At 76.5% G+C, this 26,235-nt stretch carries 25 protein-coding genes; 13 read left to right on the top strand and 12 right to left on the bottom strand.

Annotation, left to right across the window (positions count from 1 at the left end):
• The first annotated feature begins 288 nt into the window (after positions 1 to 288).
• From AB0J00_RS12040 to AB0J00_RS12055, 4 genes are all read left to right on the top strand, one after another.
• On the top strand, positions 289 to 1,770 hold the full coding sequence (locus tag AB0J00_RS12040; RefSeq protein WP_357744387.1) for a DUF222 domain-containing protein: 1,482 nt from the start codon (positions 289 to 291) through the stop codon (positions 1,768 to 1,770).
• A 268-nt stretch (positions 1,771 to 2,038) separates the two neighbouring features.
• Positions 2,039 to 3,559 carry a GGDEF domain-containing protein gene (locus AB0J00_RS12045; protein ID WP_357744389.1) on the top strand — a complete coding sequence of 507 codons (1,521 nt, stop codon included), beginning with the start codon at positions 2,039 to 2,041 and terminating at the stop codon, positions 3,557 to 3,559.
• 44 nt (positions 3,560 to 3,603) lie between these two features.
• Positions 3,604 to 4,365, top strand: coding sequence for a sulfite exporter TauE/SafE family protein (locus tag AB0J00_RS12050; RefSeq protein WP_357744391.1), 762 nt, complete (start codon positions 3,604 to 3,606; stop codon positions 4,363 to 4,365).
• 92 nt (positions 4,366 to 4,457) lie between these two features.
• On the top strand, positions 4,458 to 5,201 hold the full coding sequence (locus AB0J00_RS12055) for a hypothetical protein (RefSeq protein ID WP_357744393.1): 744 nt from the start codon (positions 4,458 to 4,460) through the stop codon (positions 5,199 to 5,201).
• A 27-nt stretch (positions 5,202 to 5,228) separates the two neighbouring features.
• Here the strand turns inward: AB0J00_RS12055 and AB0J00_RS12060 are convergent, their stop codons facing one another.
• The 4 genes from AB0J00_RS12060 to AB0J00_RS12075 form a co-directional block, all read right to left on the bottom strand.
• Positions 5,229 to 5,972, bottom strand: coding sequence for a hypothetical protein (locus tag AB0J00_RS12060; RefSeq protein ID WP_357744395.1), 744 nt, complete (start codon positions 5,970 to 5,972; stop codon positions 5,229 to 5,231).
• 145 nt (positions 5,973 to 6,117) lie between these two features.
• Entirely contained in the window at positions 6,118 to 7,797 is a 1,680-nt protein-coding gene (locus AB0J00_RS12065; RefSeq protein WP_357744397.1) for an alpha-amylase family protein, read from the bottom strand.
• Positions 7,794 to 8,843 (bottom strand): TIGR03885 family FMN-dependent LLM class oxidoreductase, encoded by a 1,050-nt coding sequence (locus AB0J00_RS12070; protein WP_357744399.1) that lies wholly within the window; start codon positions 8,841 to 8,843, stop codon positions 7,794 to 7,796. The genes AB0J00_RS12065 and AB0J00_RS12070 overlap by 4 nt, the downstream gene beginning before the upstream one ends.
• 64 nt (positions 8,844 to 8,907) lie before the next feature.
• Positions 8,908 to 10,992: an elongation factor G-like protein EF-G2 gene (locus tag AB0J00_RS12075; RefSeq protein WP_357744401.1), complete on the bottom strand. Its 2,085-nt coding sequence runs from the start codon at positions 10,990 to 10,992 to the stop codon at positions 8,908 to 8,910.
• A gap of 112 nt (positions 10,993 to 11,104) precedes the next feature.
• On the opposite strand from AB0J00_RS12075, the gene hrpB reads away from it, so the two are divergent.
• Both hrpB and malQ read left to right on the top strand, forming a co-directional pair.
• Positions 11,105 to 13,588: an ATP-dependent helicase HrpB gene (gene hrpB / locus AB0J00_RS12080; RefSeq protein ID WP_357744403.1), complete on the top strand. Its 2,484-nt coding sequence runs from the start codon at positions 11,105 to 11,107 to the stop codon at positions 13,586 to 13,588.
• Between the two features lie 65 nt (positions 13,589 to 13,653).
• Positions 13,654 to 15,624 (top strand): 4-alpha-glucanotransferase, encoded by a 1,971-nt coding sequence (gene malQ / locus AB0J00_RS12085; RefSeq protein ID WP_357744405.1) that lies wholly within the window; start codon positions 13,654 to 13,656, stop codon positions 15,622 to 15,624.
• Between the two features lie 21 nt (positions 15,625 to 15,645).
• Here the strand turns inward: malQ and AB0J00_RS12090 are convergent, their stop codons facing one another.
• Positions 15,646 to 16,269: a helix-turn-helix domain-containing protein gene (locus AB0J00_RS12090; RefSeq protein ID WP_357744407.1), complete on the bottom strand. Its 624-nt coding sequence runs from the start codon at positions 16,267 to 16,269 to the stop codon at positions 15,646 to 15,648.
• A gap of 140 nt (positions 16,270 to 16,409) precedes the next feature.
• Between AB0J00_RS12090 and AB0J00_RS12095 the strand changes: the two genes are divergently transcribed.
• From AB0J00_RS12095 to AB0J00_RS12105, 3 genes are all read left to right on the top strand, one after another.
• Positions 16,410 to 17,189 carry a phosphatase PAP2 family protein gene (locus tag AB0J00_RS12095; RefSeq protein ID WP_357744409.1) on the top strand — a complete coding sequence of 260 codons (780 nt, stop codon included), beginning with the start codon at positions 16,410 to 16,412 and terminating at the stop codon, positions 17,187 to 17,189.
• A gap of 53 nt (positions 17,190 to 17,242) precedes the next feature.
• A complete protein-coding gene (locus tag AB0J00_RS12100) occupies positions 17,243 to 17,542 on the top strand; it encodes a hypothetical protein (protein ID WP_357744411.1) in 300 nt (99 codons plus the stop codon).
• A 91-nt stretch (positions 17,543 to 17,633) separates the two neighbouring features.
• The gene (locus AB0J00_RS12105; protein WP_357744413.1) at positions 17,634 to 17,837 is read left to right on the top strand and encodes a hypothetical protein; all 204 of its coding nucleotides are present in this window, start codon (positions 17,634 to 17,636) and stop codon (positions 17,835 to 17,837) included.
• A gap of 26 nt (positions 17,838 to 17,863) precedes the next feature.
• Here the strand turns inward: AB0J00_RS12105 and AB0J00_RS12110 are convergent, their stop codons facing one another.
• Together AB0J00_RS12110 and AB0J00_RS12115 are read right to left on the bottom strand one after the other, a co-directional pair.
• Positions 17,864 to 19,096, bottom strand: coding sequence for an MFS transporter (locus AB0J00_RS12110; protein WP_357744415.1), 1,233 nt, complete (start codon positions 19,094 to 19,096; stop codon positions 17,864 to 17,866).
• A 47-nt stretch (positions 19,097 to 19,143) separates the two neighbouring features.
• Positions 19,144 to 20,652: a UDP-N-acetylmuramoyl-L-alanyl-D-glutamate--2,6-diaminopimelate ligase gene (locus tag AB0J00_RS12115; protein WP_357744417.1), complete on the bottom strand. Its 1,509-nt coding sequence runs from the start codon at positions 20,650 to 20,652 to the stop codon at positions 19,144 to 19,146.
• Positions 20,653 to 20,760: 108 nt separating this feature from the next.
• Between AB0J00_RS12115 and AB0J00_RS12120 the strand changes: the two genes are divergently transcribed.
• Positions 20,761 to 21,207 (top strand): hypothetical protein, encoded by a 447-nt coding sequence (locus AB0J00_RS12120; protein WP_357744419.1) that lies wholly within the window; start codon positions 20,761 to 20,763, stop codon positions 21,205 to 21,207.
• Here AB0J00_RS12120 and AB0J00_RS12125 read toward each other — a convergent pair.
• Entirely contained in the window at positions 21,182 to 21,514 is a 333-nt protein-coding gene (locus tag AB0J00_RS12125; protein ID WP_357744421.1) for a YnfA family protein, read from the bottom strand. The genes AB0J00_RS12120 and AB0J00_RS12125 overlap by 26 nt on opposite strands.
• A 55-nt stretch (positions 21,515 to 21,569) precedes the next feature.
• Between AB0J00_RS12125 and AB0J00_RS12130 the strand changes: the two genes are divergently transcribed.
• The gene (locus tag AB0J00_RS12130; RefSeq protein ID WP_357744423.1) at positions 21,570 to 22,391 is read left to right on the top strand and encodes a DUF998 domain-containing protein; all 822 of its coding nucleotides are present in this window, start codon (positions 21,570 to 21,572) and stop codon (positions 22,389 to 22,391) included.
• A gap of 73 nt (positions 22,392 to 22,464) precedes the next feature.
• Here the strand turns inward: AB0J00_RS12130 and AB0J00_RS12135 are convergent, their stop codons facing one another.
• Together AB0J00_RS12135 and arsM are read right to left on the bottom strand one after the other, a co-directional pair.
• Positions 22,465 to 22,869 carry an arsenate reductase ArsC gene (locus AB0J00_RS12135; protein ID WP_357744425.1) on the bottom strand — a complete coding sequence of 135 codons (405 nt, stop codon included), beginning with the start codon at positions 22,867 to 22,869 and terminating at the stop codon, positions 22,465 to 22,467.
• Positions 22,866 to 23,591, bottom strand: a complete 726-nt coding sequence (gene arsM, locus AB0J00_RS12140; protein ID WP_357744427.1) for an arsenite methyltransferase — start codon at positions 23,589 to 23,591, stop codon at positions 22,866 to 22,868. Before arsM ends, AB0J00_RS12135 begins: the two co-directional genes overlap by 4 nt.
• A gap of 89 nt (positions 23,592 to 23,680) precedes the next feature.
• On the opposite strand from arsM, the gene AB0J00_RS12145 reads away from it, so the two are divergent.
• Complete coding sequence (locus tag AB0J00_RS12145) at positions 23,681 to 24,022, top strand: metalloregulator ArsR/SmtB family transcription factor (protein WP_357744429.1); 342 nt, start codon at positions 23,681 to 23,683, stop codon at positions 24,020 to 24,022.
• On the opposite strand, the gene AB0J00_RS12150 is transcribed toward AB0J00_RS12145, so the two are convergent.
• Entirely contained in the window at positions 23,962 to 24,885 is a 924-nt protein-coding gene (locus tag AB0J00_RS12150; RefSeq protein ID WP_357744431.1) for a DMT family transporter, read from the bottom strand. The genes AB0J00_RS12145 and AB0J00_RS12150 overlap by 61 nt on opposite strands.
• A gap of 120 nt (positions 24,886 to 25,005) precedes the next feature.
• On the opposite strand from AB0J00_RS12150, the gene AB0J00_RS12155 reads away from it, so the two are divergent.
• A complete protein-coding gene (locus AB0J00_RS12155; protein ID WP_357744433.1) occupies positions 25,006 to 25,401 on the top strand; it encodes an SRPBCC family protein in 396 nt (131 codons plus the stop codon).
• A gap of 4 nt (positions 25,402 to 25,405) precedes the next feature.
• Here AB0J00_RS12155 and AB0J00_RS12160 read toward each other — a convergent pair whose 3' ends face one another.
• Positions 25,406 to 26,164, bottom strand: coding sequence for an SDR family NAD(P)-dependent oxidoreductase (locus AB0J00_RS12160; protein WP_357744435.1), 759 nt, complete (start codon positions 26,162 to 26,164; stop codon positions 25,406 to 25,408).
• Positions 26,165 to 26,235: the final 71 nt, after the last annotated feature.

The following is a 26,235-nucleotide window of genomic DNA, read 5'->3' on the forward strand; positions in this document are numbered from 1 at the left end:
CCCTGCCGCCCGGGCCACCGGTCCCTCGCCCGAGACACCCGCCCGCACCGGGGAGAGCCGAGGAGAGGCGTCGGGGGTCTGAGGTGCGGGGACTGTCAGACCCTGCTCGTGGCTTGCAGGCACGACGTCGACCGCCTCGCGCGCCGGAACTCCCCGGCTGCTGGTGACCGTCGACCACGTGCCGGGCGCTTCCGCCGATGTCTCGATCGCCTGCCCCGATGTATGCCCTGAGCTGCGGAAACTGTCAGACCCTGTCCGTAGGTTCCAGGTATGACGCGGACGGCGGGGGTGAGCACTCTCGAGGGTGTGCTCGTCGACTGGGTGGTCGACCATCCGGTCGAGCCGTCGCGGCTGCCGGCCGCGTGGTTGTCGCCGGACGAGGCGGCCGTTGAGTTGCAGCGGCTGCAGGCCCGCCGCGCCCGGGACACCGCCTACGAGGCGGACCTGGTGCTGCAGCTGGCCGGGCAGCGGCCCGCGTCGGCCGATCCACCGCCCGATCACCCGGGTGCCCGGCGGCCCGGGTGGCTGCCCGAAGCAGCCGAGGGCGTGAGCGAGTTCTTCACCGCCGAGCTGTCCATGGTCTTGAACGTCGGCCGGGGCACCGCCGCGCACCGGCTCGCGCACGCATTGACCTGGCGCGACAAACTGCCGGCGACGTTCGCGCTGCTGCAGCGCGGAGAGCTGGACGAGCGGCGGGCGGTCGTGCTGGCGGAGGTCCTCGAGCACGCCACTCCCGAGACCGCAGCACGGGTCGAGGCAGTTCTCCTTCCGCAGGCCAGCAGCCTGTCCGCGTACACGCTGACCAAGCGCGCGACCGCGCTGCTGCAAGAGCTCGATCCGGTCTCGGCGGCGGAACGGCGGAAGCGGGCCGCCGAGACGGCGGACGTGACGCTGCGTCCCTCACCGTTGGACGGGCGGACCCAGCTGGTGGCGGACCTGCCGACCGAGGAGGCGGTGGTCGAGTACGCGATCATCGACGACCTCGCTCAACTCGCGAAACGGGCCGGGGACCGCCGGCCGATCGGGGTCATCCGCACCGAGGTCTTCACCGCGGTCCGCCGGCAACTGGACGGCAGCGGATACGCGAACGTGCGGGTGAACGTGACGGTCACCGCCGACCTCACTGCGCTGGAAGACCGTTCGTCGCGGCCGGGTGACGTGAACGGGTTGGTGATCACCGCCGCGCACCTCCGCGAGCTGCTGGCCCGAGTGGGCGCGCTGGGGCTGACCGCGCCGGAGGGTGGGTCGCTGTCGTTCGCCATCACCGGGCCGGACGGGGAACTGCTGGCCACCGTCACCGCGGCGGAGTTGGAGCGGCTGGTCAAGCGCGGTTGCCCCGACCACCCGGACACCGCGTGTGGGTGCGCGGTCCTCGGGCCGCCGCCGGAGACCAGCGCCTACCAGCCGACCGCCAAGCAGCGCGCCTTCGTCACCACCCGCGACCGGCGCTGCCGGTTCCCCAACTGCGGGCAACGGGTCGGCTGGGCCGATCTGGACCACGTCCTCGCCCACTCCTGCGGCGGACGCACCGACTGCACCAACCTCTGCTGCCTGTGCCGGTCGCATCACCGGCTCAAGACCTTCGCCCAGGGCTGGCGGTTCGCCATGACCGCCGATGGGATGCTCACCGTCACCACCCCCAGCGGGGTCACGCGGACGACCCGACCACCGGGCATGCGCGTCCGGGCACCCGACCCACGACCGGATCCCGGACCGCCATCGCCGGAGAGCCCGCCGTACGACCCGGCGCACGATCCACCGCCCTTCTGACCCACCAACACCCGACCACGGCCGGCCTCCGGTCCGGGCACGAGCTCGTCGCGCGCCCGGACCGGGGCCGGCGCGCGGCAGTCGGGCAGGGCAGACCGGTGCGGCGGTGACCCGGACGGGGAAGTCACCCCCGATGGGTGATCAAGATCGGCCGTAACTGCGCCGAAGGTGCATCGACGGGCCACCGCCGCCGGACATCGGCGCACGGCCCCTGGCAGGACGGGGCGATCGGATGAACGGGCTGGGAGGGGACGTACGGCGGGGCACCGTGCCCGCGCTGCTGCACCGTCCCGCCGACCTGGTCGCCAGGGTCCGCTGGCTCTTCTTCCTCTGCGGCGTCGGCTCGCTGGTCCTCACCACCGTCGCCGTCCTCCCGGGCGCCGGCAGCTGGTCGCTGCTGCTCCTCGGCACCAGCGTCGCGGCCCTCTGCGCCTCCTGGCTGCAGCGCTACCGCACCCAGCACGCCCGCCTCCTCTTCGACGTCACCGACGTGCTGGCCGTGCTGCTGTTCGCCGCCGGCTGCCCCCGGCCCGTCCTCGCCTTCGGCATCGCCTTCCCCGCTCTCTGGTACCGCGCCGTCTACGGCCGCAGGCGGGAGGTCGCCGCCTACGTCGTGGCCATGTGCCTGGCCCTGGCCGCCGCCCTGCACGTCTGGCCGCTGGTCCCCGGGCACGACGCGTCCATCGCGGCGGCCGCCGTCCTCGGCAACGTCCCGACCCTGCTGCTCACCGCGGTCGTCGTCCGGCACCTGGTGGCCAGCCTGTTCGAGCGGGAGCGCGACCAGCAGCGCGACGCGGCGCTGGCCGCCCTGAGCGGTCAGCTGCTCGGCGTCACCGACCGGCGGCAGATCATGCAGGCGGCCTGGCGCACCGCGGAGGCCATCTGCGACGCCACCCCGGGCCTGCGCGCCGCCGTCCTGAACGAGGACGGCGACGAGCTCCGCGTCACCGGCACCGCGGGGCACCTGCTCGCCCCCCTGACCACGCTCCCCCGCACCCTGCTGCCCGCGGACGGCATCGACACCGAGCCGGTCGAGGTCGCCGCCCCCACCGCGCTCGTCCGCAGCGCCGGCTTCAGCAGCCAGTGGCTGCTGATGGCCCTGCCCGACCAGCCCGGCGCGGCCATGCTGCTCGGCGCACCCGGGTCGGTGCCGCGCGAGGGCATCGTCGCCGCGCGCTCGATGCTCAACCAGGTCGCCCTCGCCGTCCGCACCAGCAGCGCCCACCAGGAGCTCCGCTCCCAGGCCCTCACCGACGGCCTCACCGGGTTGGCCAACCGGGCGGCCTTCTCCGCCGCCATGGCCGCGGCCCTGCACTCCCCGGAGTCCGAGTCGTGGGTGCTCTTCCTCGACCTCGACGACTTCAAGGTCGTCAACGACACCCTCGGCCACCTCGCCGGCGACCGGCTGCTCGCCCACCTGGGCACCGCCCTCACCGGCGCGCTCCGGCACACCGACCTGTGCGCGCGGCTCGGCGGCGACGAGTTCGCCGTCCTGCTGCCCGGCACGTCCGAGGCCGACGCCCGCGCGCTGGGCCAGCGGCTGGTCGAGCTGATCTCCACCCCGGTCCGGCTCGCGGAGGGCACCGCCCGGATCGGCGCGAGCATCGGTGCCGCCCGGGTGCGCCCCGGCTCCACCGAGACCGACGTCGTCCACGAGGCCGACCTCGCGATGTACGCGGCCAAGGCATCGGGCAAGAACCGGGTGCAGTTCTTCTCCGCCGGGCTGGTCGCCCCCGACACCCCCGCGGGCAGCCAGCCGGCCCGCCCGCTCGACCCCGCCGTCGGCTAGCTCCGCACCCCCGTGGCACGCTGCCCGGCGATGCGGGGACAGCGGTGAGCGGGATCGAGTTCGGCCTGCTGGTCCTCGCCGGCGTCGCCGCCGGGCTCACCGGCAGCGTCGCGGGGCTCGCCTCCCTGGTGAGCTACCCGGCACTGCTGGCCACCGGGCTCAGCCCCGTCTCGGCCAACGTCACCAACACCGTGGCGCTCGTGCTCAACAGCGTCGGCTCGGTCAGCGCCTCCCGCCCCGAGCTCACCGGCCAGCGCGCCCGGCTGCGGCGGCTCGCCGGAGCCGGCGTGCTCGGCGGCACCACCGGCGCCGCGCTGCTGCTGCTCACGCCGTCCGGCGCCTTCGAGAAGCTCGTGCCCTTCCTCATCGCGGGCGCGTCGGTGACCATGCTGGTGCAGCGCCCGCCGCGCGAGCTCGCGGCCGAGAGCGCCGGTCAGCCACACCACGACGGCTGGGGCCTCCCCGTCGCCACCTTCGCCATCTCCGTGTACGGCGGCTACTTCGGCGCGGCCGCCGGCGTCCTGATGCTCGCGACCTTCCTGCTCGCCACCGGTGAGGGCGTGCCGCGCAGCAACGCGCTCAAGAACCTGGTGCTCGGGGTGGCCAACTCGGTCGCCGCGGTCGCCTACGTCTTCCTCGCCGACGTCGCGTGGCTGGCGGCGCTGCCGCTGGCCATCGGCTTCTTCGTCGGCGGCCGGCTCGGGCCGGCGGTGGTCCGCCGGGTGCCGCAGACCCTGCTCCGCCGGGTCATCGCCGTCGCCGGCGTCGGCCTCGCCGTCCACCTCGGCCTCGACGCCTTCCGCTGACACCGCGCCGTCCGGTGATCATCTACGGTGGTGCCGGCCGCATCCGGCGACGAAGCTGAGCGGGCACGCAACCGCACCGCAGGAGGACGTCGATGACCGCACCGGGCCCGGCCGCATCTCGCTTCGAGCACGAGCTGCGCAGCGCGCCGCACGACCTCGACGGTCCGGAGCTGCTGCCCGCGCGGATGGCCCGGGCCGCGGCGCTGGCGCTCGGCGTCGACGGCGCCGGGCTGAGCCTGCACGACCCGGGCGGACTGCGGACCCCGCTGGGCGCCAGCGACCCGCTGGCCGCGCTCGCCGAGCGGCTGCAGTTCACCTTCGGCGCGGGCCCGGCGCTGCGCGCGCACGACGACGGCGTCTCGATCGCCTTCGACGAGGCAGACATCCGGCGCAACTGGGCGGAGCTGCACCGGTCCCTGATGGCCGACACCCCGTTCCGGGCCGTGCTCTCGGTGCCGCTGCTGCCGCCGCTGGGCCCGGTGGTGGTGCTCGACCTCTACCTCCGGCTGCCCGAGCGGATGACCCGGCTGGACCGCGCGGAGGTCGAGGACGTCGTCATCTGCCTCACCCGCCTGCTGGTGGAGGTGATGAGCGCCCCCGCCTCCCCCGAGGGCGGGGCGACCTGGTGGAGCGGTCCCGACGCGCAGTCCCGCACCCGGGTCTGGCAGGCGATGGGCATGGCCGCGGTGCTGCTGCGGATCGACCCGGCCGACGCGCTCGAGGTGCTGAAGGCCCACGCCTTCAGCACCGACCGGGTGGTCGACGACGTCGCCGACGACGTGATCGCCGGCCGGCTGACCGCGGAGGAGCTGGGCTGGGACGGCGCGACCGGCTGACCGGCCGCGGCGCCCCAGCCCCGCCGGTCAGCCCTGGCGGGCCACGTAGGCGCTGAGCAGCAGCACGAAGCCGCCGGCCAGCACCATCAGCCGGGCCGGGGTCAGGCCGTTGAGCAGCCCCGCGATCAGCCCCGCACTCTGCGACCGGGCCTCGGCCGCCTGCGCCCCGCGCCGCATGAGCCGCGTCTCGTCGGCCAGCAGCGTGGCCCCGGCGCCGAGCAGGGCGAGCGCCAGGACGACGAAGACCAGCGACAGCCGCTCGTCGAAGGACGTCGCGGTGCTGCGCAGCAGCAGCGCCACCACGATCCCGGCCACCACGCCCACCGTGGCACCGGCCACCGGCGCCCACGGGCCGATCCGGCCGTTGCGCGGCTGGCGCGGCATCCGCGGGCGGGGCCGCACGGTGACCGGCGGCCGGGCCGCCGTCCCCTCGGTCTTGTCACCGTCGGTCTCGTCCCCGACGGTCCTCGCCACGGTGGGCACCGTCGCCCGCCCCGGTCCGGGCACGGGGCCGGGCACCGGCCCGGTCGCCATCTCCGGTGCCGGGCCCGCGTCGGCGGGGACCGTGGGCACCGGCTCGGTGAGATGCTCGGTCACGTTCGGGGTCATCACCTCGACAGCCCGGTCGGGCCGGTCGCCGCGGCTGCGCGGGCCGGGCACGGTCGATGCGGCCGTGGCGCCGGCGGCCGGGCCGGCGGCGCCGTCGACCCCCGTGCCGCGGCCGCGGCGTGCCGGGTCGGTCCAGCCGTTCTTCGGCTGCTCGTCGCTCATGTGCATCACCTCGCGGGGGACGCTAGAGGCGGCCTCCGACCGGGCACGCCGCGCGACGGGTGTGTCGCGTGGGACCTGCGCCGCCCCGGCGGGCGGTCACCGAGCGTGCGTGACCGACCCCGCGGGGTACCGCGGTGGACCGCTGTCACAGCAGCCGGCGACTGTCCTCGGTGACCACCCGCAGCCAGCGGTGGCCGTAGCCGTCCAGCGCGAGCTCGGCCGACCCGTCCTCGCCCAGCGGCGTGGTCCCGGTCTGCAGGAGGTCCTCCAGCCGGGCGGAGGCGTCGCAGCCGGGCACGGTGAGCGGCACGGTCCGCGGCTCGGCGCCGAGGTTGTGCACGGCCACCAGCACCCCGTCGTCCCAGCGGCACAGGTGTGCGAGCACCTGCGGGTGCGGCTGCCCGAGCACCTCGAAGCTCCCCCAGCCCAGCTCCGGCGACTCCCGGTAGCGGCGGATGAGCAGCTTCATGAACGACAGCAGCGAGTCCGGGTCGCGCCGCTGGTCGGCGACGTTGACGAACTCGGGGGCGAAGCCGCCGTCGACCACCGGGCCGGGCAGCTTCGACGCCGGCGCGGTGGAGAACCCGCCGTTGCGGCCGGCGGTCCACTGCATCGGGGTGCGCACCGCCAGCCGGCCCTCGGCGGCCAGGCTCTCCCCCATGCCGATCTCCTCGCCGTAGAAGAGCACCGGCGTGCCGGGCAGGGAGAACATCAGGCTGTAGACCATCCGGACCCGCCGCGGGTCACCGGCGAGCATCGGCGGCAGCCGGCGCACCAGACCGCGGCCGTAGACCTGCATGCGCTCCTCGGGGCCGAACGCGGCGAACACCTCCTGCCGCTCGTCCTCGGTCAGCTTGTCCAGCGTCAGCTCGTCGTGGTTGCGCACGAACACGCCCCACTGGTTGTCCGGGGAGACCGGCGGCCGGCCGGTGAGCGCCTCGACCAGCGGCGCCGCGTCGCACCGGGCCAGCGACAGGTACATCGCCTGCATGGCGATGAAGTCGAACTGCATGGTCAGCTCGTCGCCGTCCGGCCCGCCGAAGAACCGCTCCTGCTCCTCGTGGGGCAGGTTCACCTCGCCCAGCAGCACCGCCGCACCGGCCCGCCGGTTCACCAGCGCGCGCAGCGCACGGAGGTACTCGTGCGGGTCGGGGAAGCGCGCGGCCTCCTGCTCGTCGACGCCGGCGGTCTCCAGCAGGAAGGGGACGGCGTCCACCCGGAAGCCGTCCAGCCCGAGCTGCAGCCAGAAGCCCATCACCTTGGCGATCTCGTCGCGCACCAGCGGGTTCGCCACGTTGAGGTCGGGCTGCTGCCGGTAGAACCGGTGCAGGTACCACTCCCCGGTCTTCTCCTCCAGCTGCCAGATGCTGTCCTCCTGGTCGGGGAAGACCACCTGCGCGGAGGTGTCCGGTGGCGGGTCGGCGCGCCACACGTAGAAGTCGCGGTACGGGGAGCCCGTCGACGCGCGGGCCGACCGGAACCACGGGTGCCGGTCGGAGGTGTGGTTGACGACGAGATCGGCGATCACCCGCATGCCGCGGTCGTTCGCCGTCCGGATGAACTCGACCAGGTCGCCGTGCGTGCCCAGCCGCGGGTCCACGCCGTAGAAGTCGGTGATGTCGTAGCCGTCGTCCCGCTCGGCGGTCGGGTAGAAGGGCATCAGCCACAGGCAGGTCACGCCCAGGTCGGCGAGGTGGTCCAGCCGCTGGGCCAGCCCCGCGAAGTCGCCGCAGCCGTCGCCGTCCCAGTCCATGTACGTCTCGACGTCCAGGCAGTAGACGACGGCGTTCTTCCACCACAGGTCCGACGTGTCGGTGATCCTCACGGCAGCACCGCCGGCTGCGGCTGCTGCCGGGGGCGGAGGGGTTCCGCGGGGCCGGGCGGGTCGACGGCGACCGCCGGGGCGGGCGCGGTGACGTCGAGCCGGGGCAGCACGTGCTCGCCGAACGCGCCGAGGAACGCGGACTGCTCCTTGGGCACGTGGTGCAGGTAGACCTGGTCGAAGCCGAGGTCGACGTACTCGGCGATCCACGCCGCGTGCTGGCCGAGGTCGCTGGAGATGCGCACCGCGTCGTGCATGTCCTCGGGCCGGACGTGCGTGCTGGCCTGGTCGAAGGCCCGGGTGGTGTCGAGGTCCCAGCACAGCGGCGGCGGGAAGACGTTGCTGCGCCACTGGTCGTGCGCGAGCGCCAGCGCCCGGTCCGGGTCGGGGTCCCAGGAGACGTGCACCTGGATGGTCAGCGTGCCCTGCCCGCCGGCGTCCCGGTACGCGCCGATGACCTCGCGCAGCTTCTCGTGCGGCTGGTTGATGGTCACCAGGCCGTCGGCCCACTCCGCGTGCCGGGCGGCGGTCTTCGCACTGACGGCCGGGGCGATGAGCGCCGGCTGCTGCTCGGGCAGCGTCCAGATGCGGGCCCGGTCGACCGTGACCAGGCCCTCGTGGCTGACCTCCTCACCGGCCAGCAGCGCGCGGATGACGTCGACGCACTCGCGCAGCCGGGCGTCCCGCAGCTCCTTGTTCGGCCACACGTGCCCGGTCACGTGCTCGTTCATCGCCTCGCCCGACCCCAGCGCGACCCAGAACCGGCCGGGGAACATCGAGCCCAGCGTCGCGATCGCCTGGGCGACGATCACCGGGTGGTACCGCTGGCCCGGTGCGTTGACCGCGCCGAAGGGCAGCCCGGTGGTGGCCAGCGCCGCGCCCAGCCACGACCAGGCGAACCCCGAGTGCCCCTGCCGCTCGTTCCACGGCTCGAGGTGGTCGGAGCACATCGCCGCCGTGAAGCCGACCTGCTCGGCCTGCTGCACCGCGCGCAGCAGCTCCGCCGGGTGCACCTGCTCGTGGGAGGCGTGGAAGCCGATCACCGTCATGGCGCATGCCTACCGGCGGGCACGGCGGTCCGCCGGGTGTGCTGCGTCGTGCAACGAGCGGCCGTCAGGCGGGCTGGAGCTCGGCGACCACCGCGGCCGGCGCGGGCTCCGACCCGATCGCCCACCGCCGGAACCGGCCGGTGCCGTGCGTCGCCGACCGGAGCGCAGCCGCGTAGTCCAGCAGCTCCCGCTCGGGCACCTCGGCGCGCACGGTCGTCCGGTCGTCGTCCGGCCCGGGCTCGCTGCCGGTGACCCGCCCGCGCCGCGACGCCAGGTCGCTGAGCACCGCGCCGACGTGCTCGGCCGGCACGGACACCTCCACCCCGCACCACGGCTCGAGCACCCGGGTGCCGGCGGCGGCCGTGATCTCGCGCAGCGCCAGCGCCCCGGCCGCCTGGAACGCGGCGTCGGAGGAGTCGACCGAGTGCGCCTTGCCGTCGACCAGCGTGACGGCGACGTCGACCAGCGGCCGCCCCGCGGTGACCCCGCGCGCCGCCTGCGCCCGCACGCCCTTCTCCACGCTGCCGTGGAACTGGGTGGGCACCGCTCCCCCGACCACCCGCTGGTCGAAGGTGATGCCCGACCCCGGCTCGCCCGGCCGCGCCTCCAGGACGACGACCGCGTACTGGCCGTGCCCGCCGGACTGCTTGACGTGCCGCCCGGTCACCGTGGCCGGACCGGCGAGGGTCTCCACCAGCGGCACCTGCACCGGCGGCGTCTCGACCGCCACCCCGTGCCGGCTGCGCAGCCGCTCGAGCAGCACCTCGGCGTGCGCGTCGCCCACGCACCACAGCAGCAGCTGCCCGGTGTCGGCGCGCCGCTCCACCCGGACGGCGGGGTCCTCCGCGACCACCCGGGCCAGCGCGGCCGCGAGCCGGTCCTCGTCGGCGCGGGACGCGGCCGCCACCGCGACCGGGCGCTGCGGCTCGGGCAGGTCCCACGGCGGGACCAGGTAGGGCCGGCCGGGGTCCGACAGCGTGTCGCCGGTCTCCGCGCTGGCCAGCCGGGAGACCACGCAGATGTCCCCGGCCGGGCACTCGGGCACCGGTCGCAGCACCGGGCCCAGCGGGCAGGACAGCGCGCCGACCCGCTCGTCGGCGTCGTGGTCCGGGTGCCCGCGGGTCTCGCCGCCGTGCCCGGAGACGTGCAGCGCGGTGTCCGGCCGCAGCGTGCCGGAGAAGACCCGGACCAGCGAGATGCGGCCCAGGTAGGGGTCGGTCGTCGTCTTCACGACCTCGGCGACCAGCGGGCCGGCCGGGTCGCAGCCGACCGGCGGCGCCGGCGTCCCGTCCGGCCGGGTCACCGGCGGGCAGGGCCGCTCCAGCGGCGAGGGGAAGGCGCTGACCAGCAGGTCCAGCAGCTCCGGCACGCCCAGCCCGGCCGGCGCGGCGGTGCACAGCACAGGGTAGAACGTGCCGCGCGCGACCGCCGTCTCCAGGTCGGGCACCAGCTCGGTGACCGGCACCTGCTCCCCGGCGAGGTAGCGGTCCATCAGCGACTCGTCCTCGCTCTCGGCGATCACCGCCTCGATGAGCTCCGCGCGCAGCCGGTCGGCCTCGGGGTGGTCGCCGTCGGGCTCCAGCAGCGACACCAGCCGCGGCCCGTCGCCGTCGCCCACCAGCTGCACCGGGTGCACGCCGCCGCCGAACCGCTCGCGGCAGCTGCGCACCACGGCGGGCACGTCCGCGCGGGGGCGGTCCAGCTGGGTGACGACGACGGCGCGCGGCAGCCCCACCGCGGCGCACTCGTCCCAGACCTGCACGGTGCCCGCGTCGACGCCGGCGACCGCGGAGACGACGAACAGCGCCGCGTCGGCCGCGCGCAGCCCCGCGCGCAGGTCGCCGACGAAGTCCGGCCCGCCGGGGGTGTCCAGCAGCGTGATGCGGTGCCCGTCGTGCTCGACCGTCGCGGCGGCCAGCGACACCGAGTGGTGGCTGCGCACCTCGACGTCCTCGCTGTCGAGGCAGCAGGTGCCGTCCTCGACCCGCCCGGCGCGGGGCAGCGCGCCGCCGGCCACCAGCAGCGCCTCGGCCAGCGTGGTCTTGCCGGCGCCCGCCCGGCCGACCAGCGCGACGTTGCGGACGCGGTCCGCGGGCCGAGGCGCCGGCGCAGCGGCCGGCCTCCCGTTGTCCTTCGCGTGTGCAGCCACCGGACCTCCGTGAGCTCGTCGTCCCCCCGTGGTCCGTTCCAGAGTGGCCCGCGTCACACGCCGCGGACAAGCCCCCTCCGAGCGCCGCCGCCCGGCGGGTCAGACTGCTGCCGTGCTGCCGCTGCCCGGGACCCCCGGCACCGACCTCCCGGTGCGCGCGGTGCTCGGCCCGCTCGCCGACGCGCTCGGGACCGCGGGCAGCGCGGTGCTCGTCGCCCCTCCGGGCACCGGCAAGACGAGCCTGGTGCCGCTCGCGCTGGCCGGCCGGCTGCCCGGCCGGGTGCTGGTCGCCCAGCCGCGCCGGGTCGCCGCCCGGGCCGCCGCCTCCCGGATGGCCGCGCTGCTGGGCGAGCCGGTGGGCGGCCGGGTGGGCTACAGCGTCCGCGGCGACAGCCGGCGTGGCGCCACCACCCGGGTCGAGGTGGTCACCACCGGGTTGCTGGTGCGCCGGCTGCAGGCCGACCCGGAGCTGCCGGGGGTGTCGGCGGTGGTCCTCGACGAGTGCCACGAGCGGCACCTGGACACCGACCTCGCGCTGGCGTTCGCGGTCGACGTCCGCGGCGCGCTGCGCCCGGAGCTGGAGCTGCTGGCGATGTCGGCGACCGCGCAGGCCGGCCGGCTGGCCGAGCTGCTCGGCGGCACCGCTCCCGCGCCGGTGGTGGAGGCCACGGGCGCCCTGCACGACGTGACGCCGGTCTGGTGCCCGCCGGCACCGCCGGTGCAGCCGCCCCACGGCAGCTGGGTCGACCCCCGGCTGCTGGACGCCGTGGCGGCGACCACCCGCCGGGCGCTGACCGAGACGACCGGCGACGTGCTGGTCTTCCTCCCCGGCGCGGCCGAGATCGGCGCCGTCGCCTGGCGGCTGTCCGGGCTGGACGTCGACGTCCGGCCGCTGCACGGCCGGCTGCCCGCCGCCCAGCAGGACGCCGCGCTGACCGCCGGCCCCCGGCGCCGGGTGGTGCTGGCCACCGACGTCGCCGAGACCAGCCTGACCGTGCCGGGGGTGCGGACCGTCGTCGACGCCGGCCTGGTCCGCTCCCCGCGCTACGACGTGGCCCGCGGGCTGGGGGCGCTGGTCACCGGGCGGGTGTCCCGGGCGGCGGCCACCCAGCGGGCCGGGCGCGCCGGGCGGGAGGCGCCCGGCCGGGTCTACCGGCTGTGGTCGACGGCCGAGCACGACCGGCTGCCCGCCTTCGCCGAACCGGAGATCGCCGTCGCCGACCTCACCGGGGCGGCGCTGGAGCTGGCCTGCTGGGGCGAGCCGGACGGCGCCGGGCTTGCGCTGCCCGACCCGCCGCCGGCGGCCGCGCTCGCCGCGGCCCGGGCGACGCTGCGGGCGCTGGGCGCCACCGACGACGCCGGGCGGGTCACCCCGCGCGGCCGGGCGCTGACCGCCGTCGGCGCGCACCCGCGGCTGGCCCGGGCGCTGCTCGACGGCGCGCCGCTGGTCGGCCGCCGGCGCGCCGCGGAGGTGGTCGCGCTGCTGTCGGCCGACCTGCCCGCGCGCACCGACGACCTGGTCGCCGCCTGGCGGGAGGCCCGCCGCACCCGGGACGGCCGCTGGCGCGAGGAGACCGCCCGGCTGTCCCGCGCGGTGCCGGACACCGGGCTCGCCGATGACCCGCACCTCCCGGACGACACGGCCGCCGGCACGGTGGTGGGGCTGGCCCACCCCGAGTGGCTGGCCCGGCGGCGGCCCGGCACCGAGCGCACCTACCTCATGGCGGCCGGCACCGGCGCGGAGCTGGCCCCGGGCACCGCGCTCGGCGGCGCCGGCTGGCTCGCCGTCGCCGCGGCCGACCGCGCACCGGGCCGGCGCGACGCCCGGGTGCGCGCGGCGGTCGCCGTCGACCAGGCGACCGCGCTGGCCGCCGGCGCGGCCGCGCACACCGACGGCCCGGAGGTGGCGTGGCGGGACGGGGACGTCGCGGCGGCCCGGGTGGAGCGGCTGGGCGCGATCGTGCTGGCCGAGCGCCCGCTGGCCGACCCCGACCCGGCCGCGGCGGCCGCCGCGGTGGCCGAGGGACTGCGCCGGGAGGGGCTCGCGCTGCTGCGCTGGACGCCGGCGGCGACCGCGCTGCGGCAGCGGCTGGCGGCCGCCCGCGCCGGTCTCGGCGAGCCCTGGCCCGCGGTGGACGACGAGGCGCTGCTCGCCGCGCTGGCCGCGAGCCCCGTGGTGGCCGCCGCCCGCAGCCGCGCCGACCTGGCCCGCGTCGACGTGGCCGCCGCCCTGCGGGCGCTGCTGCCCTGGCAGCAGGCCGCCGAGCTGGACGCCGTGGTGCCCGAGCGGGTGCAGGTGCCCACCGGGTCGCAGCTGCGGGTCGACTACACCGACCCGGCGGTGCCGACGCTGCCGGTGCGGGTGCAGGAGGTGTTCGGCTGGGCCGCCGCGCCTGTGATCGCCGGCCGGCCCCTGCGGCTGCAGCTGCTGTCCCCGGCGTCCCGGGTGGTGGCCACCACCGCGGACCTCCCCGGCTTCTGGGTCACCGGCTACCCCGCCGTCCGCAGCGAGCTGCGCGGCCGCTACCCGCGCCACCCCTGGCCGGAGGACCCCGCGGCCGCCGCACCCACCCGGCGGGCCAAGCCGCGCAGCTGAGGAGCTCAGCCGCGCAGCTTGGCCCCCGACCGGCGGAGTGGCGCGGTTCCGGCGAGGATCAGGGGGTGAGCAGCACGCCCCCGAAGCCCGCACCGCCGAAGCCGACGACCGACCCGTGGGGCGTCGACGCCAGCTGGCTCGACGCCCAGGACGAGGAACACGTCGTCGCCGACGAGACCGTCCAGGCCCTGCGGCAGGTGATCGGCCACCCGCCGGTCGACCTGCTGGACACCGCACCGATCGTGGCCCGCCCCGGCGACCCGCTGGAGGTGCACGGCGCCGAGGTCCGATGCGAGGACGGGTCGACCCGCACCGTCGACGGCTCCCTGCCCGAGGACTTCCCGCTGGGCTACCACCGGCTGCGCACCCCCGACGGCCGGGACCGCCGGCTGATCGTCTCCCCCGGCCGCTGCTGGCTGCCCGAGGGCTGGCGCGGCTGGGGCTGGGCCGTGCAGCTGTACGGCACCCGCAGCCGGGACAGCTGGGGCATCGGCGACCTGGCCGACCTGCGCGCCGTCCGCGAGCTGGCGCAGCAGCAGGGCGCGGGGTTCCTGCTGGTCAACCCGCTGCACGCGGTCGCCCCCACCCCCGCCCAGGAAGCCAGCCCCTACCTGCCGGCCACCCGCCGGTTCCGCAACCCGGTCTACCTGCGGGTCACCGAGGCGCCCGGCGCCGACGCCGTCGAGCTGGACGAGGCGGCCGGCCGCGCGCTCAACGACGCGGAGCTGATCGACCGGGACGCGATCTGGGCGCTCAAGCGGGAGGCGCTGCAGCGGGTGTTCGACGCCCGCGGCTTCGACGAGCAGCGCTTCCGCGACTGGTGGTGGCACCAGGGCCAGCCGCTGCAGGACTGGGCCACCTGGTGCGCGCTCGCCGACGAGCACGGCCCGGACTGGCACACCTGGCCCGAGGAGCTGCGCGACCCGCGCGGGGACGCGGTGCGCCGGTTCGCCGAGCGGCACGAGGGCCAGGTCGCCTTCCACGCCTGGCTGCAGTGGGCGCTGGACCTGCAGCTGCGCGCCGCCACCGAGGGGCTCACCGTCATCCAGGACCTGCCGATCGGGGTGGCCGGCGGCGGCGCCGACGGCTGGGCGTGGCAGGACGTGCTCGCCCAGGGTGTGAGCGTCGGCGCGCCCCCGGACGCGTTCAACGCCCTCGGCCAGGACTGGGGCTCCCCGCCGTTCGTGCCCTGGCGGCTGCAGCGGGCCGAGTACGAGCCGTTCGTCCAGTCGATCCGGGCCACCATGGCCGGCGCCGGCGGCCTGCGCGTCGACCACGTCATGGGCCTGTTCCGGCTGTGGTGGGTGCCCGCCGAGCTCGGTCCGAAGGAAGGCGCCTACGTGCGCTACCCGCACGAGGACATGCTCGACATCGTCGCCCTGGAGAGCCACCGGGCGCAGGCGATCGTCGTCGGCGAGGACCTCGGCGTCGTCGAGGACGGCGTGCGCGAGGCGATGGCCGAGCACGGCATCCTGTCCTACAAGCTGCTGTGGTTCGAGGACGACGACCCGGCGGAGTGGCCCGCGACCGCGATGGCCGCGGCCACCACCCACGACCTGCCCACCGTGGCCGGCCTGTGGACCGGCGCCGACCTCGAGGAGCAGCGGCGGTACGAGGTCGGCACCGACGAGGAGCTGGCGCGCGGCCGCGCGTCGCTGGTCGACCACCTGGGCCCGGTGCCCGAGGACGCCACGCCCGCGGACGCCGTCCAGGCCGCGTACCGGCGGCTCAGCAGCGCGCCGTGCACGCTGCTGTCGGCGACCCTCGAGGACGCCGTCGCCGCCGAGCGCCGGCCGAACCTGCCGGGCACCACCGAGCGCCCCAACTGGTCGCTGCCGCTGCCGGTGCCGGTCGAGGACCTGCCCGGGCACGCCGGCGTCCAGGCGCTGGCGACCGTGCTGGCCGAGGGGCTGGCGGGGAGCACCGGCGGGAAGCCGGCGAAGAAGGCCCGCAGCCGGAGCGGCGCCCGGAAGCCGACCGGCGGGAAGGCGACCGGCGGAAAGGCCACCGGCGGGAAGGCTCCGGGCGGGAGCTGACGCGGCCCTGCCGCCGGCCGGTCAGGCCGGCGGCAGGTGCGCCTGGCAGCCGGCGAGCACCCGGCGGGCGATGCCGACCAGGTGGACCCGCATCGTCTCGTCGTCGAGGTCCGCGCAGAGCGGGTCGGTCGCGGTGCCGCGCAGCGCGTTGCCCAGCGCCGCGACCGCGATCCGCGTCGTCGCGTCGGGGTCGGGCCCGGTGAGCAGGTCACGGATGCGCTGGACGAGCGCCTGCAGCGGCGGGTGCTGGCGCAGCAGCGTCGCGACCGCGGGGTCGCCCTGCAGCATCCCGTAGGCCCAGCGGTCGGCCAGCAGCGCCTCGACCAGGCCGGTGACCACGGCCTCCGCTTGCGCCGCGTGCCCGTCGCGCGCCTCGGCCTCGCCGACGACGGCGGTCAGCCGGTCCAGCGCCGGCGCGAGGATGCCCAGGACGATCTCGTCCTTGGTCCGGTAGTGGTGATAGACGGCCGCCTTGGTGACGCCCATGGAATCGGCGATCATCTGCAGCGACGTGCCGCTGACGCCGTGCTCGGCGAACAGCCGCAGCGCCGCCTCGTGCACCGCCGTCCGGCCACCTCCACCGCGCCGCGCCCCGCTGCCGCGCTGCCCGCCGGTGCCGCGCGCCCGGTCCTCCGTGCTGGTCATCCCACCTCCTCGTCCACCCCCGAGGGTGACACCCGCCGCTACCCGGCGCACACCTGCTGGCCGATCGGCAAGGAGAAGTTCTATGCTCAACTAGCCGCTCGGCTAGGTCAAGCCCCGGCAGGTTGCGGGAGGAGACGAGCGTGGCGATCACCCGGGCTGCGACGACCGGGGTGCCGGCCACCAGCTCCCCCTCCTCCCCGGTGCGCGCGGCGGTCCGCGAGATGGCGCTGCTCGCCGCGCTGATGGTCGCCTACAGCCAGATCCGGCTGGTCGCCAGCGACGACGTGCGCACCGCCGTCGGGCACGCGCACGGCGTCCTGCGGATCGAACGGGTGCTGCACGTGGACGTGGAGTCCTCGCTCAACAGCGCGCTGCACGCCCTTCCGGGGCTCGAGGTGCTCGCCTCCTACTGGTACGCCGCACTGCACTACACGGTCACCCCGCTGGCGCTCGTGCTGCTCTACCGCTCCCGCCGGGCCGACTACCGGCGGGCCCGCGGCGCCCTGGTCGCCGCCACCGCCGCCGCCCTCGTCGTCTACGTGGCGCTGCCGACCGCGCCGCCGCGGCTGCTGCCGGGATACACCGACGTCCTGCTCGCCACCTCGCACGCGGGCTGGTGGGGCGCGGAGGGCTCGGCGGTCCGCGGCGCGGGCGGCGCGGTGAACCAGTTCGCCGCCATGCCCTCGATGCACGTCGGGTGGGCGCTGTGGTGCGGCCTGGTGTTCTGGCGGCTGGCCCGCTCCGCGTGGCAACGCTCGCTCGCCGTGCTCTACCCGGTCGGCACCTCGCTGGTCGTGCTGTCGACCGCCAACCACTGGCTGCTCGACGTGCTCGCCGGCGCGGCGCTGGTCGCGGTGGCCTGGGCCGTCACGATGCACCGCCGCCCGGCGCGCGACCCCCTGCTCGCATCGGCGACGTGATCCGCCGGAGCGTCGGGTCGAACGTGTGTTCGACCGCGTGCGACCATCTGCGGGTGGCTGGCGGCATGCACCGGGGGCGGCACGGGGAGTCGCTCGCCGACCGGGCCGCCCGTTCGGGGGTCGCTCCGGCCGACGTGCCCCCTGCTGCCCCGCGGGCGGCCGGGAGCGGGCACGGGCGGCACTGCTGGGTGCACGACCCGCCCGACGCGCCGGGCACCTGGCCCGGCCTGCTCGTCGAGTGGGTGCAGCGGGCCGACGGCTGGCACGGGCGGGTGGCCTACACCGTCGACGCCGGCCGCGGTCCGGTGCTGGTGGAGGCCTGGCTGCCGGCGGGTCAGCTCGAGCAGGGGTGATCACCTGGGCCTGTTTGCGCCGCGGCCGATCCGGACACGGCTGCAGAGGAGCGCCCGGACACCCCCGGGCCGCGCAGAGCGGAGGACGCAGATGACCAGCCCGCACGACGAGCCGACGCTCGACGACGTGATCGTCCCCGAGGAGCCGGTGGTCCGGGACCGGACCGAGCACGCCAAGGACCCGCACCTGTCCGACGAGGTGCTCGAGCACCGCACCGAGCTGGAGCGCCAGGCCGTGGGCTCGGACGACGCCAAGCCCGAGGGCGCCTACGAGCACGACGCCACCGAGGCCTGAGGCCTCTCCGTCCCTGCAGCCGGCGGTCAGCCCGCCGGCTGCAGCGAGCGGGTGCGGCCCAGCGCGAGCGAGAGCAGCAGCGCCGCCGCGGTGCAGCCGCCGGCCAGCCAGACGACCGCCGGCCAGCCGCCGCCCTGCCAGGCCCGGCCGGCCAGCGTGCCGCCGCCGGAGGACCCGACGTAGTACCAGAACGAGTACAGCGAGGCGGCCTGCCCGACCGCCCGGCCACCGGCGGCGGCCCGCGCCGCCACCCACCCGCTGGCCACGCCGTGCGCGGCGAAGAAGCCGATGGTGAGCACGCACAGGCCCACCACGACGCCCGCCAGCGGCGCGAGCAGGGTGAGCAGCAGCCCGGCGCCCATCACCGTCACCGCTCCCGGCACGACCGCCCGGCGACCGAACCGGTCGGCGAGCGCCCCGGCCGTCGGCGAGCTCGCCGAGCCCAGCAGGTAGGCGAGGAACACCAGCCCGGCCAGCGCCGGCGACAGGTCGTACGGGGATCCCTCCAGCCGGAAGGTGCCGGCGTTGTAGACCGCGACGAACCCGCCCATCAGCAGCGCGGCCACGCCGTAGAGGGCCAGCAGCGCCCGGTCGGTGAACCCGGCGGCGAGCTGCCGGAGCAGCGAGCCCTCCCGGACCACCGGGCGGAACCGCCGGGACGGCGGCAGCAGCACCCGGACGGCGACCGCGCACGCCACCGCCAGCGCCGCCGCCCCGCCCAGCGCCGCCCGCCAGCCGCCGAGCTCGCTGAGGAAGCCCGAGAGCAACCGCCCGGTCAGCCCGCCGATCGCGGTGCCGCTCACGTACAGCCCGATCGCCCGGGAGCTGACCGCCGGGTGCAGCTCCTCGCGCAGGTAGGCCACCGCCACGGCGGGCAGCCCGGCCAGCGCGAAGCCCTGCAGCGCCCGCAGCACCAGCAGCAGCCACCAGGCCGGCGTCAGCGCCAGCAGCACCGCGAACACGGCCGCGGCGGCGAGGCTGGCGTGCAGCACGGGGGTGCGGCCGCGCCGGTCGGACACCGGGCCGAGCACCAGCAACCCGACGGCGAGCGCGGCGGTGCTCACCGAGATCGCCAGCGTCGAGGACGCCGGCGACACCCCGAACGCGCGGGTCAGCTCCGGGAGCAGCGCCTGCGGTGCGTAGAGCGTGGCGAAGACGGCCAGGCCGGCCAGGAAGACCGCGGTCGCGGCCCGGCGCAGCCCGGGGTCACCGGCCCGGTGGCCGGGCCAGTCCTCCGGTGTCCCCGCCGCAGCCCCCACGCCGCCGACCCTGCTCCTGTGAGCGGCTGCACTCGGCGGCGGGTGGGTCAGGAGGCGCGCTCCCCGGCGAACTCGTCGCGGAGCACGGCCACCGTGTTCGGCGCCAACCCGTCCGGGGTGCGGAGCGCGTCGATCGCCTGCCGGGCGACCTCGCGGTCGTCGAAGTGCACCGGGGCGCCGTCGTCGGTCATCCGGGTCTCGTGGCCGCGGCCGACGACCAGCACCACGTCGGCGCCGGACGACGCGTGCACCGCCCCGGTGATCGCCGCCCGGCGGTCCAGCTCGGTGCGGACCACGGCGCTGCCGCCGGCGAGCCCGACCCGCAGCTCCTCGACGATCGCCCGGGGGTCCTCGCCGTGGCTGCCCTCGTTGGTGAGCCACACCTCGTCGGCGGCACGGGCGGAGACGCCCAGCCCCTGCCGCTTGTACCGGTCGCGGCGGCCGCGGGCGCCGAGCACCAGCCGCACGCGGCCGCCGGGGCCGGCGAGGTCGCGGGCGGTCTGCAGCGCCGCGGCCAGCGCGTGCGGGGTGTGCGCGTAGTCGACGACGACCAGCGGCCCGGCGTCCCCGCGCAGCAGCGAGTTGCGGCCGGCCGGCGGTGCCACGGCGGCGAGGCCGGCGGCGACCGCCGCGGGCTCGATGCCCAGCGTCCGGCCGGTGGCCCAGGCGGCGGCGAGGTTGCCCACGTGCACCCGGCCGACCAGCTGGGAGAGGACCCGGTGCACGCCGTCGGCGTCCTCGATGACCAGCCGGGTGCCCTCGATGCCGGTGTGCCAGCTGCGCACCCGCACGTCGGCGTCGACGCCGGGCACGGTGCTCACCCGGGTCACCGGCAGCACCGTCTGGGCGGCGAGCCGCTGCCCCCACGGACCGTCGACGACCACGACGGCGCTGTCGGCCCGCTCGGGGGTGAACAGCAGCGCCTTGCTGGCCCAGTACTGCTCGACGGTGCCGTGGTGGTCGAGGTGGTCCTCCTCGAAGCCGGTGAACACCGCGGTCTGCACGTGCACGGCGTCGACCCGGCCGACGTCCAGCGCGATCGAGGACGCCTCGACCACCGCGCTGGTGGCGCCCTCGTCGCGCATCCAGCGCAGCAGCCGGTGCAGCTCGGGAGCCTCGGGGGTGGTGAGCGACGTGCCCCGGCGGCGGTCGCCGACCTGCGCGCCGAGGGTGGTGACGATGCCGGCGCGCTCCCCCGCCGCGGTCAGCACGCCGCGCACCAGGTGGCTGGTCGTCGTCTTGCCGTTGCTGCCGGTCACCCCGACCAGCCGGAGCTCGTCGGCGGGGTCACCGGCCATCAGCGCCCCGAGCGGCCCGAGCAGCGCGCGCACCGAGGGCACCCGCAGCTGCGGCACGTCGAGGTCGACCGGCCGGTCGGTGAGCAGCGCCCGCGCGCCGGCGGCGACCGCGGCCGCGGCGAACCGGTGCCCGTCGCTGCTGCCGCCCCGGACGCAGGCGAACAGGCAGCCCGGGGTGACCGCGCGGGAGTCGGTGACCAGCTCGGTCAGCAGCGGGTCGCCGTCCGGGCCGGTGCGCCGCACGGGGCCGCCGGCCACGCTCCTGGCCCGTCGCTCGACCGCTGACCAGGGAACTCCGGCTGAGGGCACGCGACCCACGGTAAGTGGCGCACAACAGATCGGCGCGGCGAACCGGGAACTGGTTGAGTGGCAGGAGTGCCCCGGCTGAGCCGAACGGACGTCGCCTGCTGGCTGCTGAAGAGCACCCGGCCCCCGCTCGCGATCGACCCGGGCTGGGCGCCGGGCGCCGAGCGGGTGCTCAGCCGCTGCGTGCGCCGGTCCTACCGGCTGGACCTCGTGGTCCCCGGCGCGCCGGTGCTGCTGTGGGTGAGCGGCCGGGTCGACCCGGGCGTGCACGCCGTGGGCACCGTGCTCGCCGTCCCGCGCGAGGAGGACGGCGGCCCGGTGGTGGACGTCGCGCTCACCCGGCTGGCCGAGCCGCTGCCGCGCGCCGCGCTGCTCGCCCACCCGGGCGCCGCCGACGCCGAGGTGCTGCGCATGCCCGCGGGCAGCAACCCGTCGTGGCTGTCGGCCGGCCAGTACGCCGCGGTGCTCGCCGACCTGCCGGTCAGCGGCCGCGCGGCACGTACATGATCAGCGCCACCCCGACCAGGCAGACCAGCGCACCGAGCACGTCCCAGCGGTCGGGGCGGAAGCGGTCGGCGACCACCGCCCAGACCAGCGACCCGGCGATGAACACCCCGCCGTACGCGGCCAGCACCCGGCCGAAGGCCGCGTCGGGCTGGAACGTGGCCACCAGCCCGTAGAGGCCCAGCGACACCATCCCCGCGCCCACCCACAGCCAGCCGCGGTGCTCGCGCAGGCCCTGCCACACCAGCCAGGCGCCACCGATCTCCAGCACCGCGGCCAGCAGGAACAGCGCGATCGAGCGGACGGTCACCCCGACACTGTGCCGTGCGCAGCGGTCACAGCCGCACCTGGGACCATGGCTCCCCGTGAACGGGCACCGGTACCGCTGGGGCGGGTTGGCGTGGTTGCTGACCCTGCAGTTCTTCGTCGTCGAGGGGATCGCCGCGGCGCGGTTCCCGGGCTACTCGTACTCGCGCGACGTCATCAGCGACCTCGGGACGGCGCTGTCGCCGGCGCGCACGCTCATGAACGCGTCGTTCGTCGCGCAGGGCGTGCTCATCGCCGCCGGGGCGCTGCTGCTCACCCCGGCGCTGTCCGGGCTGGGCGCGAAGGTGGCCCGGGCGCTGCTGCTGGTGGCCGGGCTCGGTGTGCTGGTGGTGGGCCTCGTGCACTCCGACAGCAACGAGACCGTGCACGACGTCGCCGCCGGCGCCTACCTCCTCGGCGGCGCCATCGGCGTCATCGCGCTGGCCTACGGCCTCCGCCCGCGCTCGGAGGGCTTCGGCACGCTGCTGGCGGTGCTGGGGCTGATCGGCGTCGTCGGGACGATCTTCTTCGCCGCCGCCGTGTTCCTGGTCCTCGGCGAGGGCGGCATGGAGCGGGTCGCCGCCTACGTGCTGCCGGTGGCGCTCGCCGTCACCGGGGCGGCCCTGTGGCGGCAGGGCGACTGGAGCGCGCGGCCGGCCGGCGGCGGCGCCAGCCGGCAGGAGCAGCGCGAGGCCGAGCGCATGGAGCGGGCCCGCGTCGCCGCCGAGCGGGACGCCGCCCTGGAGGCCGCGGCCAGGCGGTCGGCCGAGCAGCGCGCCGGCACCGCTCCCCCGGCCCCCGCGACGGGCGGTGCCGGCGAGCCCGACGACGAGCCCGACGACTTCGACCCCGACGACCCCTGGACCACCCGCCGCCGCTGACGCGGTCGGAGTGCCACGGCGCAGGGAACGTGCGCCGTGGCACTCCGACCAGCGCCGGTGCTCGCCCGGGTGGTCAGCCCGCGGACGTGAGCTCGGCGAGCAGCTGCTCGACGCGGCGGCGGATCTCGTCGCGGATCGGCCGCACGGCCTCGACGCCCTTGCCCGCCGGGTCGTCGAGCCGCCAGTCCAGGTAGCGCTTCCCCGGGAACACCGGGCACGCGTCGCCGCAGCCCATGGTGACGACCACGTCGGAGGCCTCGACCGCCGCGGTCGTGAGCACCCTCGGCTGCTGGCCGGAGATGTCGATGCCCACCTCCGCCATGGCGGCGACGGCGGCCGGGTTGACCCGGTCGCCGGGCAGCGAACCGGCCGAGCGCACCTCGACCGCGCCGCCGGAGAGCGCGCGCACGAACCCCGCCGCCATCTGCGAGCGGCCCGCGTTGTGCACGCAGACGAACAGGACGCTGGGTCTGCTCACGCCGGCTTGCCGGCCCGCACGATCGCGCCGTGCATGCCGTCGGCGACCTCGTGGGTGAGCACCACCTCCGGATCGGTGAAGCCCGCCGCGCGCAGCCCGTCGACGTACTCGGTCACCGACAGGGCGCCGGCGATGCAGCCGACGTGGCTGCCGCGCTCGGCGCGCTGGGCGGGCGTGAGCCGGTCCTCCGCGACGACGTCGGAGATGCCCAGCCGGCCACCGGGGACGAGCACGCGGAACGCCTCGGCGAGCACCGCGGGCTTGTCCGGCGACAGGTTGACCACGCAGTTGCTGATGACCACGTCGACGCTCGCGTCGGGCAGCGGGAGCGCCTCGATCTGCCCGCGGTGGAACTCCACGTTGGTCACCCCCGCCCGCGCGGCGTTGGCCCGGGCGAGCTCCAGCATCTCGGCGGTCATGTCGACACCGTGGGCGAAGCCGGTGGGGCCCACCCGACGGGCCGAGAGCAGCACGTCGATGCCGCCGCCGGAACCGAGGTCGAGCACCCGCTCCCCCGGCCGCAGGTCGGCGACGGCGAGGGGGTTGCCGCAGCCGAGGCTGGCCGCGACCGCCTCCGCGGGCAGCTCCCCGGTCTCCACGCCGGCGTAGAGACCCGCACCGAACCGCTCGTCGACCTCGACCGCGTCCCCGCAGCAGCCGCTGCCCACCGACCGGGCCGCCGCGGCGTACCGCTCCCGCACCGCCTCGTGCACCTCGTTCATCGCGCCCACCTTCCATCGACGGTCGTCTATGTCCCCAGACCCTGTCCAGGACATCGACGGTTGTCAATGCGTCGTGGCACGATGTCCGCGTGACCGCCGTCGACCTGCCGCCCCCGGCCGCCTGCTGCACGCCGCTCCACCGTGAGGCGCTGTCCGCGGCGGACGCGCAGTCGCTGGCCCGCACGCTCAAGGCGCTCGCCGACCCGACCCGGCTCCGGCTGGTCTCCCTGGTGGCCGCGCACGGCGGGGAGGCCTGCGTCTGCGACCTGACCGAGCCCGTCGGGCTGTCCCAGCCGACGGTCTCCCACCACCTCAAGGTGCTGGTCGACGCCGGGCTGATGAGCCGGGACAAGCGCGGCGTCTGGGCCTACTACGCGCTGGTCCCCGGCGCGCTGGACGCCGTGGCCCGGGTGCTCACGACCGAGGGCTGACGCGTCCGGCGGCGGGACAGCGCCACCCCGGCCAGGCAGACCACGCCGCCGACGACGGCCAGCACCGGCGGGACCTCCCCGAGCAGCAGCCAGGACAGCACGATCACCAGCGGCGGGACGACGTAGGTGCTCACCCCGAGCCGGCCGGCGTCGGTGCGGGCCAGCGCGTACGCCCAGGTGCTGAAGGCGATCGCCGTCGGCACCGCGCCCAGGTAGACCGTGCCCGCGATCGACGACGCCGGCGCCGTGCCCAGCTCGGTGACCAGCCGGCCGGCCCAGGGCAGGCAGCAGACCGCGCCGATCGCGCAGGCGGTGGTGGTCACCTGCAGCCCGGGCAGCCGGCGCAGCAGCGGCTTCTGCGCGACCACGCCGGCCGCGTACGTCGCCGCGGCGACCAGGCACAGCAGCACGCCGGCCAGGTCCGCGCCGTCCTCCCGCGTGGCGGTGCCGATCAGCAGCACCCCGGCGAACGCGACCCCGAGGCCGGCCAGCAGCCACCGCGGGAACCCCTCCCCCAGCAGCCAGCCGGCCAGCACCGCGATGAGCACCGGTCCGAGGTTGACCAGCATCGCCGTCGTCCCGGCGTCCAGGTGCCGCTCGGCGGCGTTCAGCGCCAGGTTGTAGACCCCGAACCAGCCGACGCCGCAGACGGCGAGCAGCGACCACTCACGGCCGGTCGGGCGCACCCAGCCGCGGCGCAGGGACAGCAGCGCCAGCACCGCCGTGCCGACCAGCAGCCGGCCGAGGGCGAGCGACCCGGGCGAGAGGTCCTCCCCCACCGAGCGGATCCCGACGAACGCCGACGCCCACGCCAGCACGGTGACGCAGACGGCGAGGAGGGTGAGCGCGTTCGAACGGGGCACGGCAGCGACCGTAGGTCAGGCTCCCGACAGGATCCGGCGGGTTCCGGACGTGGCACCCGCCGCGGCAGGGACGTTGCGGAGAGCGGCCGGATCGGTGCGGTCCTGCGGCAGGATCAGGGCATGCGCGAGTCCCGGCACCTGTCCGTGCACGTCGACCGCCCCGCCGCCGAGGTGTACGCGTACGCCGCCGACCCGGCGCACCTGCCCGAGTGGGCGGCGGGCCTGGCCGGCGGCATCAGCCTGGTCGACGGCGAGTGGGTGGCCGACTCCCCCATGGGGCGGGTCGTGGTCCGGTTCGCCCCGGCCAACGACCTCGGCGTGCTCGACCACGACGTCGTCCTGCCCGACGGCACCACGGTGACCAACCCGCTGCGGGTGCTCGCCGACGGCGAGCGCAGCGAGGTGGTGTTCACCCTGCGCCGCCAGCCGGGCACGGACGACGCCGCGTTCGCCGCCGACGCCGCCGCCGTGACCGCCGACCTGGCCACCCTCAAGCGGGTGCTGGAGCAGCGCTGACGGGTCAGCGCTGCTGGTCGGTGGGGCGCACCAGCACCTCGTTGACCGCCACGTGCGGCGGCTGGGTGACCACGTAGAGCACGGCGCGGGCGATGTCCTCGGGGTGGAGCGTCCGCATGCTCTCCGCCATCCGCCGCGACTCCTCGCGGGCGGTCTCCTGGGTGATGTGGCTGGACAGCTCGGTGGCCACCGCGCCCGGCTCGACCAGCGAGACGCGGACGCCGCGCTGGGTGACCTCCTGGCGCAGCGACTCGCTGAACGCGTTCACCGCCCACTTGCTGGCGTTGTAGACACCGGCGCCCAGCCGCGCCGTCCGGCCCGCGACGCTGGACACGTTGACGACGTCACCGGAGCCCTGCTCGACCATGCCCTCGATCGCGGCGTGCGTCATGTACATCAGGCCGAGCACGTTGGTCTGCAGCATGCGGCGCCAGTCCTCGGTGTCCGCGCCGGCGATCGTGCCCAGCAGCATGACGCCGGCGTTGTTCACCAGGACGTCGAGGCCGCCGAGCTCCGCGCGGGTGCGGGCGACCGCGTCGCGGCACTGCTGCTCGTCGGTGACGTCGAGGTCCAGCTGCAGCACCGGGCTGCCGCCGTCCCGCAGCTTCCCGGCCAGCGCGTCCAGCCGGTCCTTCCGGCGGGCGCCGACGGCCACCGAGGCCCCGGCCCCGGCCAGCGCGACCGCGGTCGCCTCGCCGATCCCCGACGACGCCCCGGTCACCAGCGCGACCCGGCCCGCCAGCGGTCGTGTCCCCTCGGTCATGGGGTCCTCCTCCCGGGGCCGCGCCGTGCCGCCCCGACGAGCTGTGCCCGGCCGGCCCCGTCGGCACGCAC

The organism is Modestobacter sp. NPDC049651 (assembly GCF_040659695.1).
Classification (GTDB): domain Bacteria; phylum Actinomycetota; class Actinomycetes; order Mycobacteriales; family Geodermatophilaceae; genus Modestobacter.

Coding starts and splice junctions, on each gene's coding strand:
- AB0J00_RS12055 (WP_357744393.1), top strand. CDS start 4,458: ATGACCGCACCGGGCCCGGCCGCATCTCGCTTCGAGCACGAGCTGCGC.
- AB0J00_RS12060 (WP_357744395.1), bottom strand. CDS start 5,972: ATGAGCGACGAGCAGCCGAAGAACGGCTGGACCGACCCGGCACGCCGC.
- AB0J00_RS12070 (WP_357744399.1), bottom strand. CDS start 8,843: ATGACGGTGATCGGCTTCCACGCCTCCCACGAGCAGGTGCACCCGGCG.
- AB0J00_RS12090 (WP_357744407.1), bottom strand. CDS start 16,269: ATGACCAGCACGGAGGACCGGGCGCGCGGCACCGGCGGGCAGCGCGGC.
- AB0J00_RS12105 (WP_357744413.1), top strand. CDS start 17,634: ATGACCAGCCCGCACGACGAGCCGACGCTCGACGACGTGATCGTCCCC.
- arsM (WP_357744427.1), bottom strand. CDS start 23,591: ATGAACGAGGTGCACGAGGCGGTGCGGGAGCGGTACGCCGCGGCGGCC.
- AB0J00_RS12155 (WP_357744433.1), top strand. CDS start 25,006: ATGCGCGAGTCCCGGCACCTGTCCGTGCACGTCGACCGCCCCGCCGCC.
- AB0J00_RS12160 (WP_357744435.1), bottom strand. CDS start 26,164: ATGACCGAGGGGACACGACCGCTGGCGGGCCGGGTCGCGCTGGTGACC.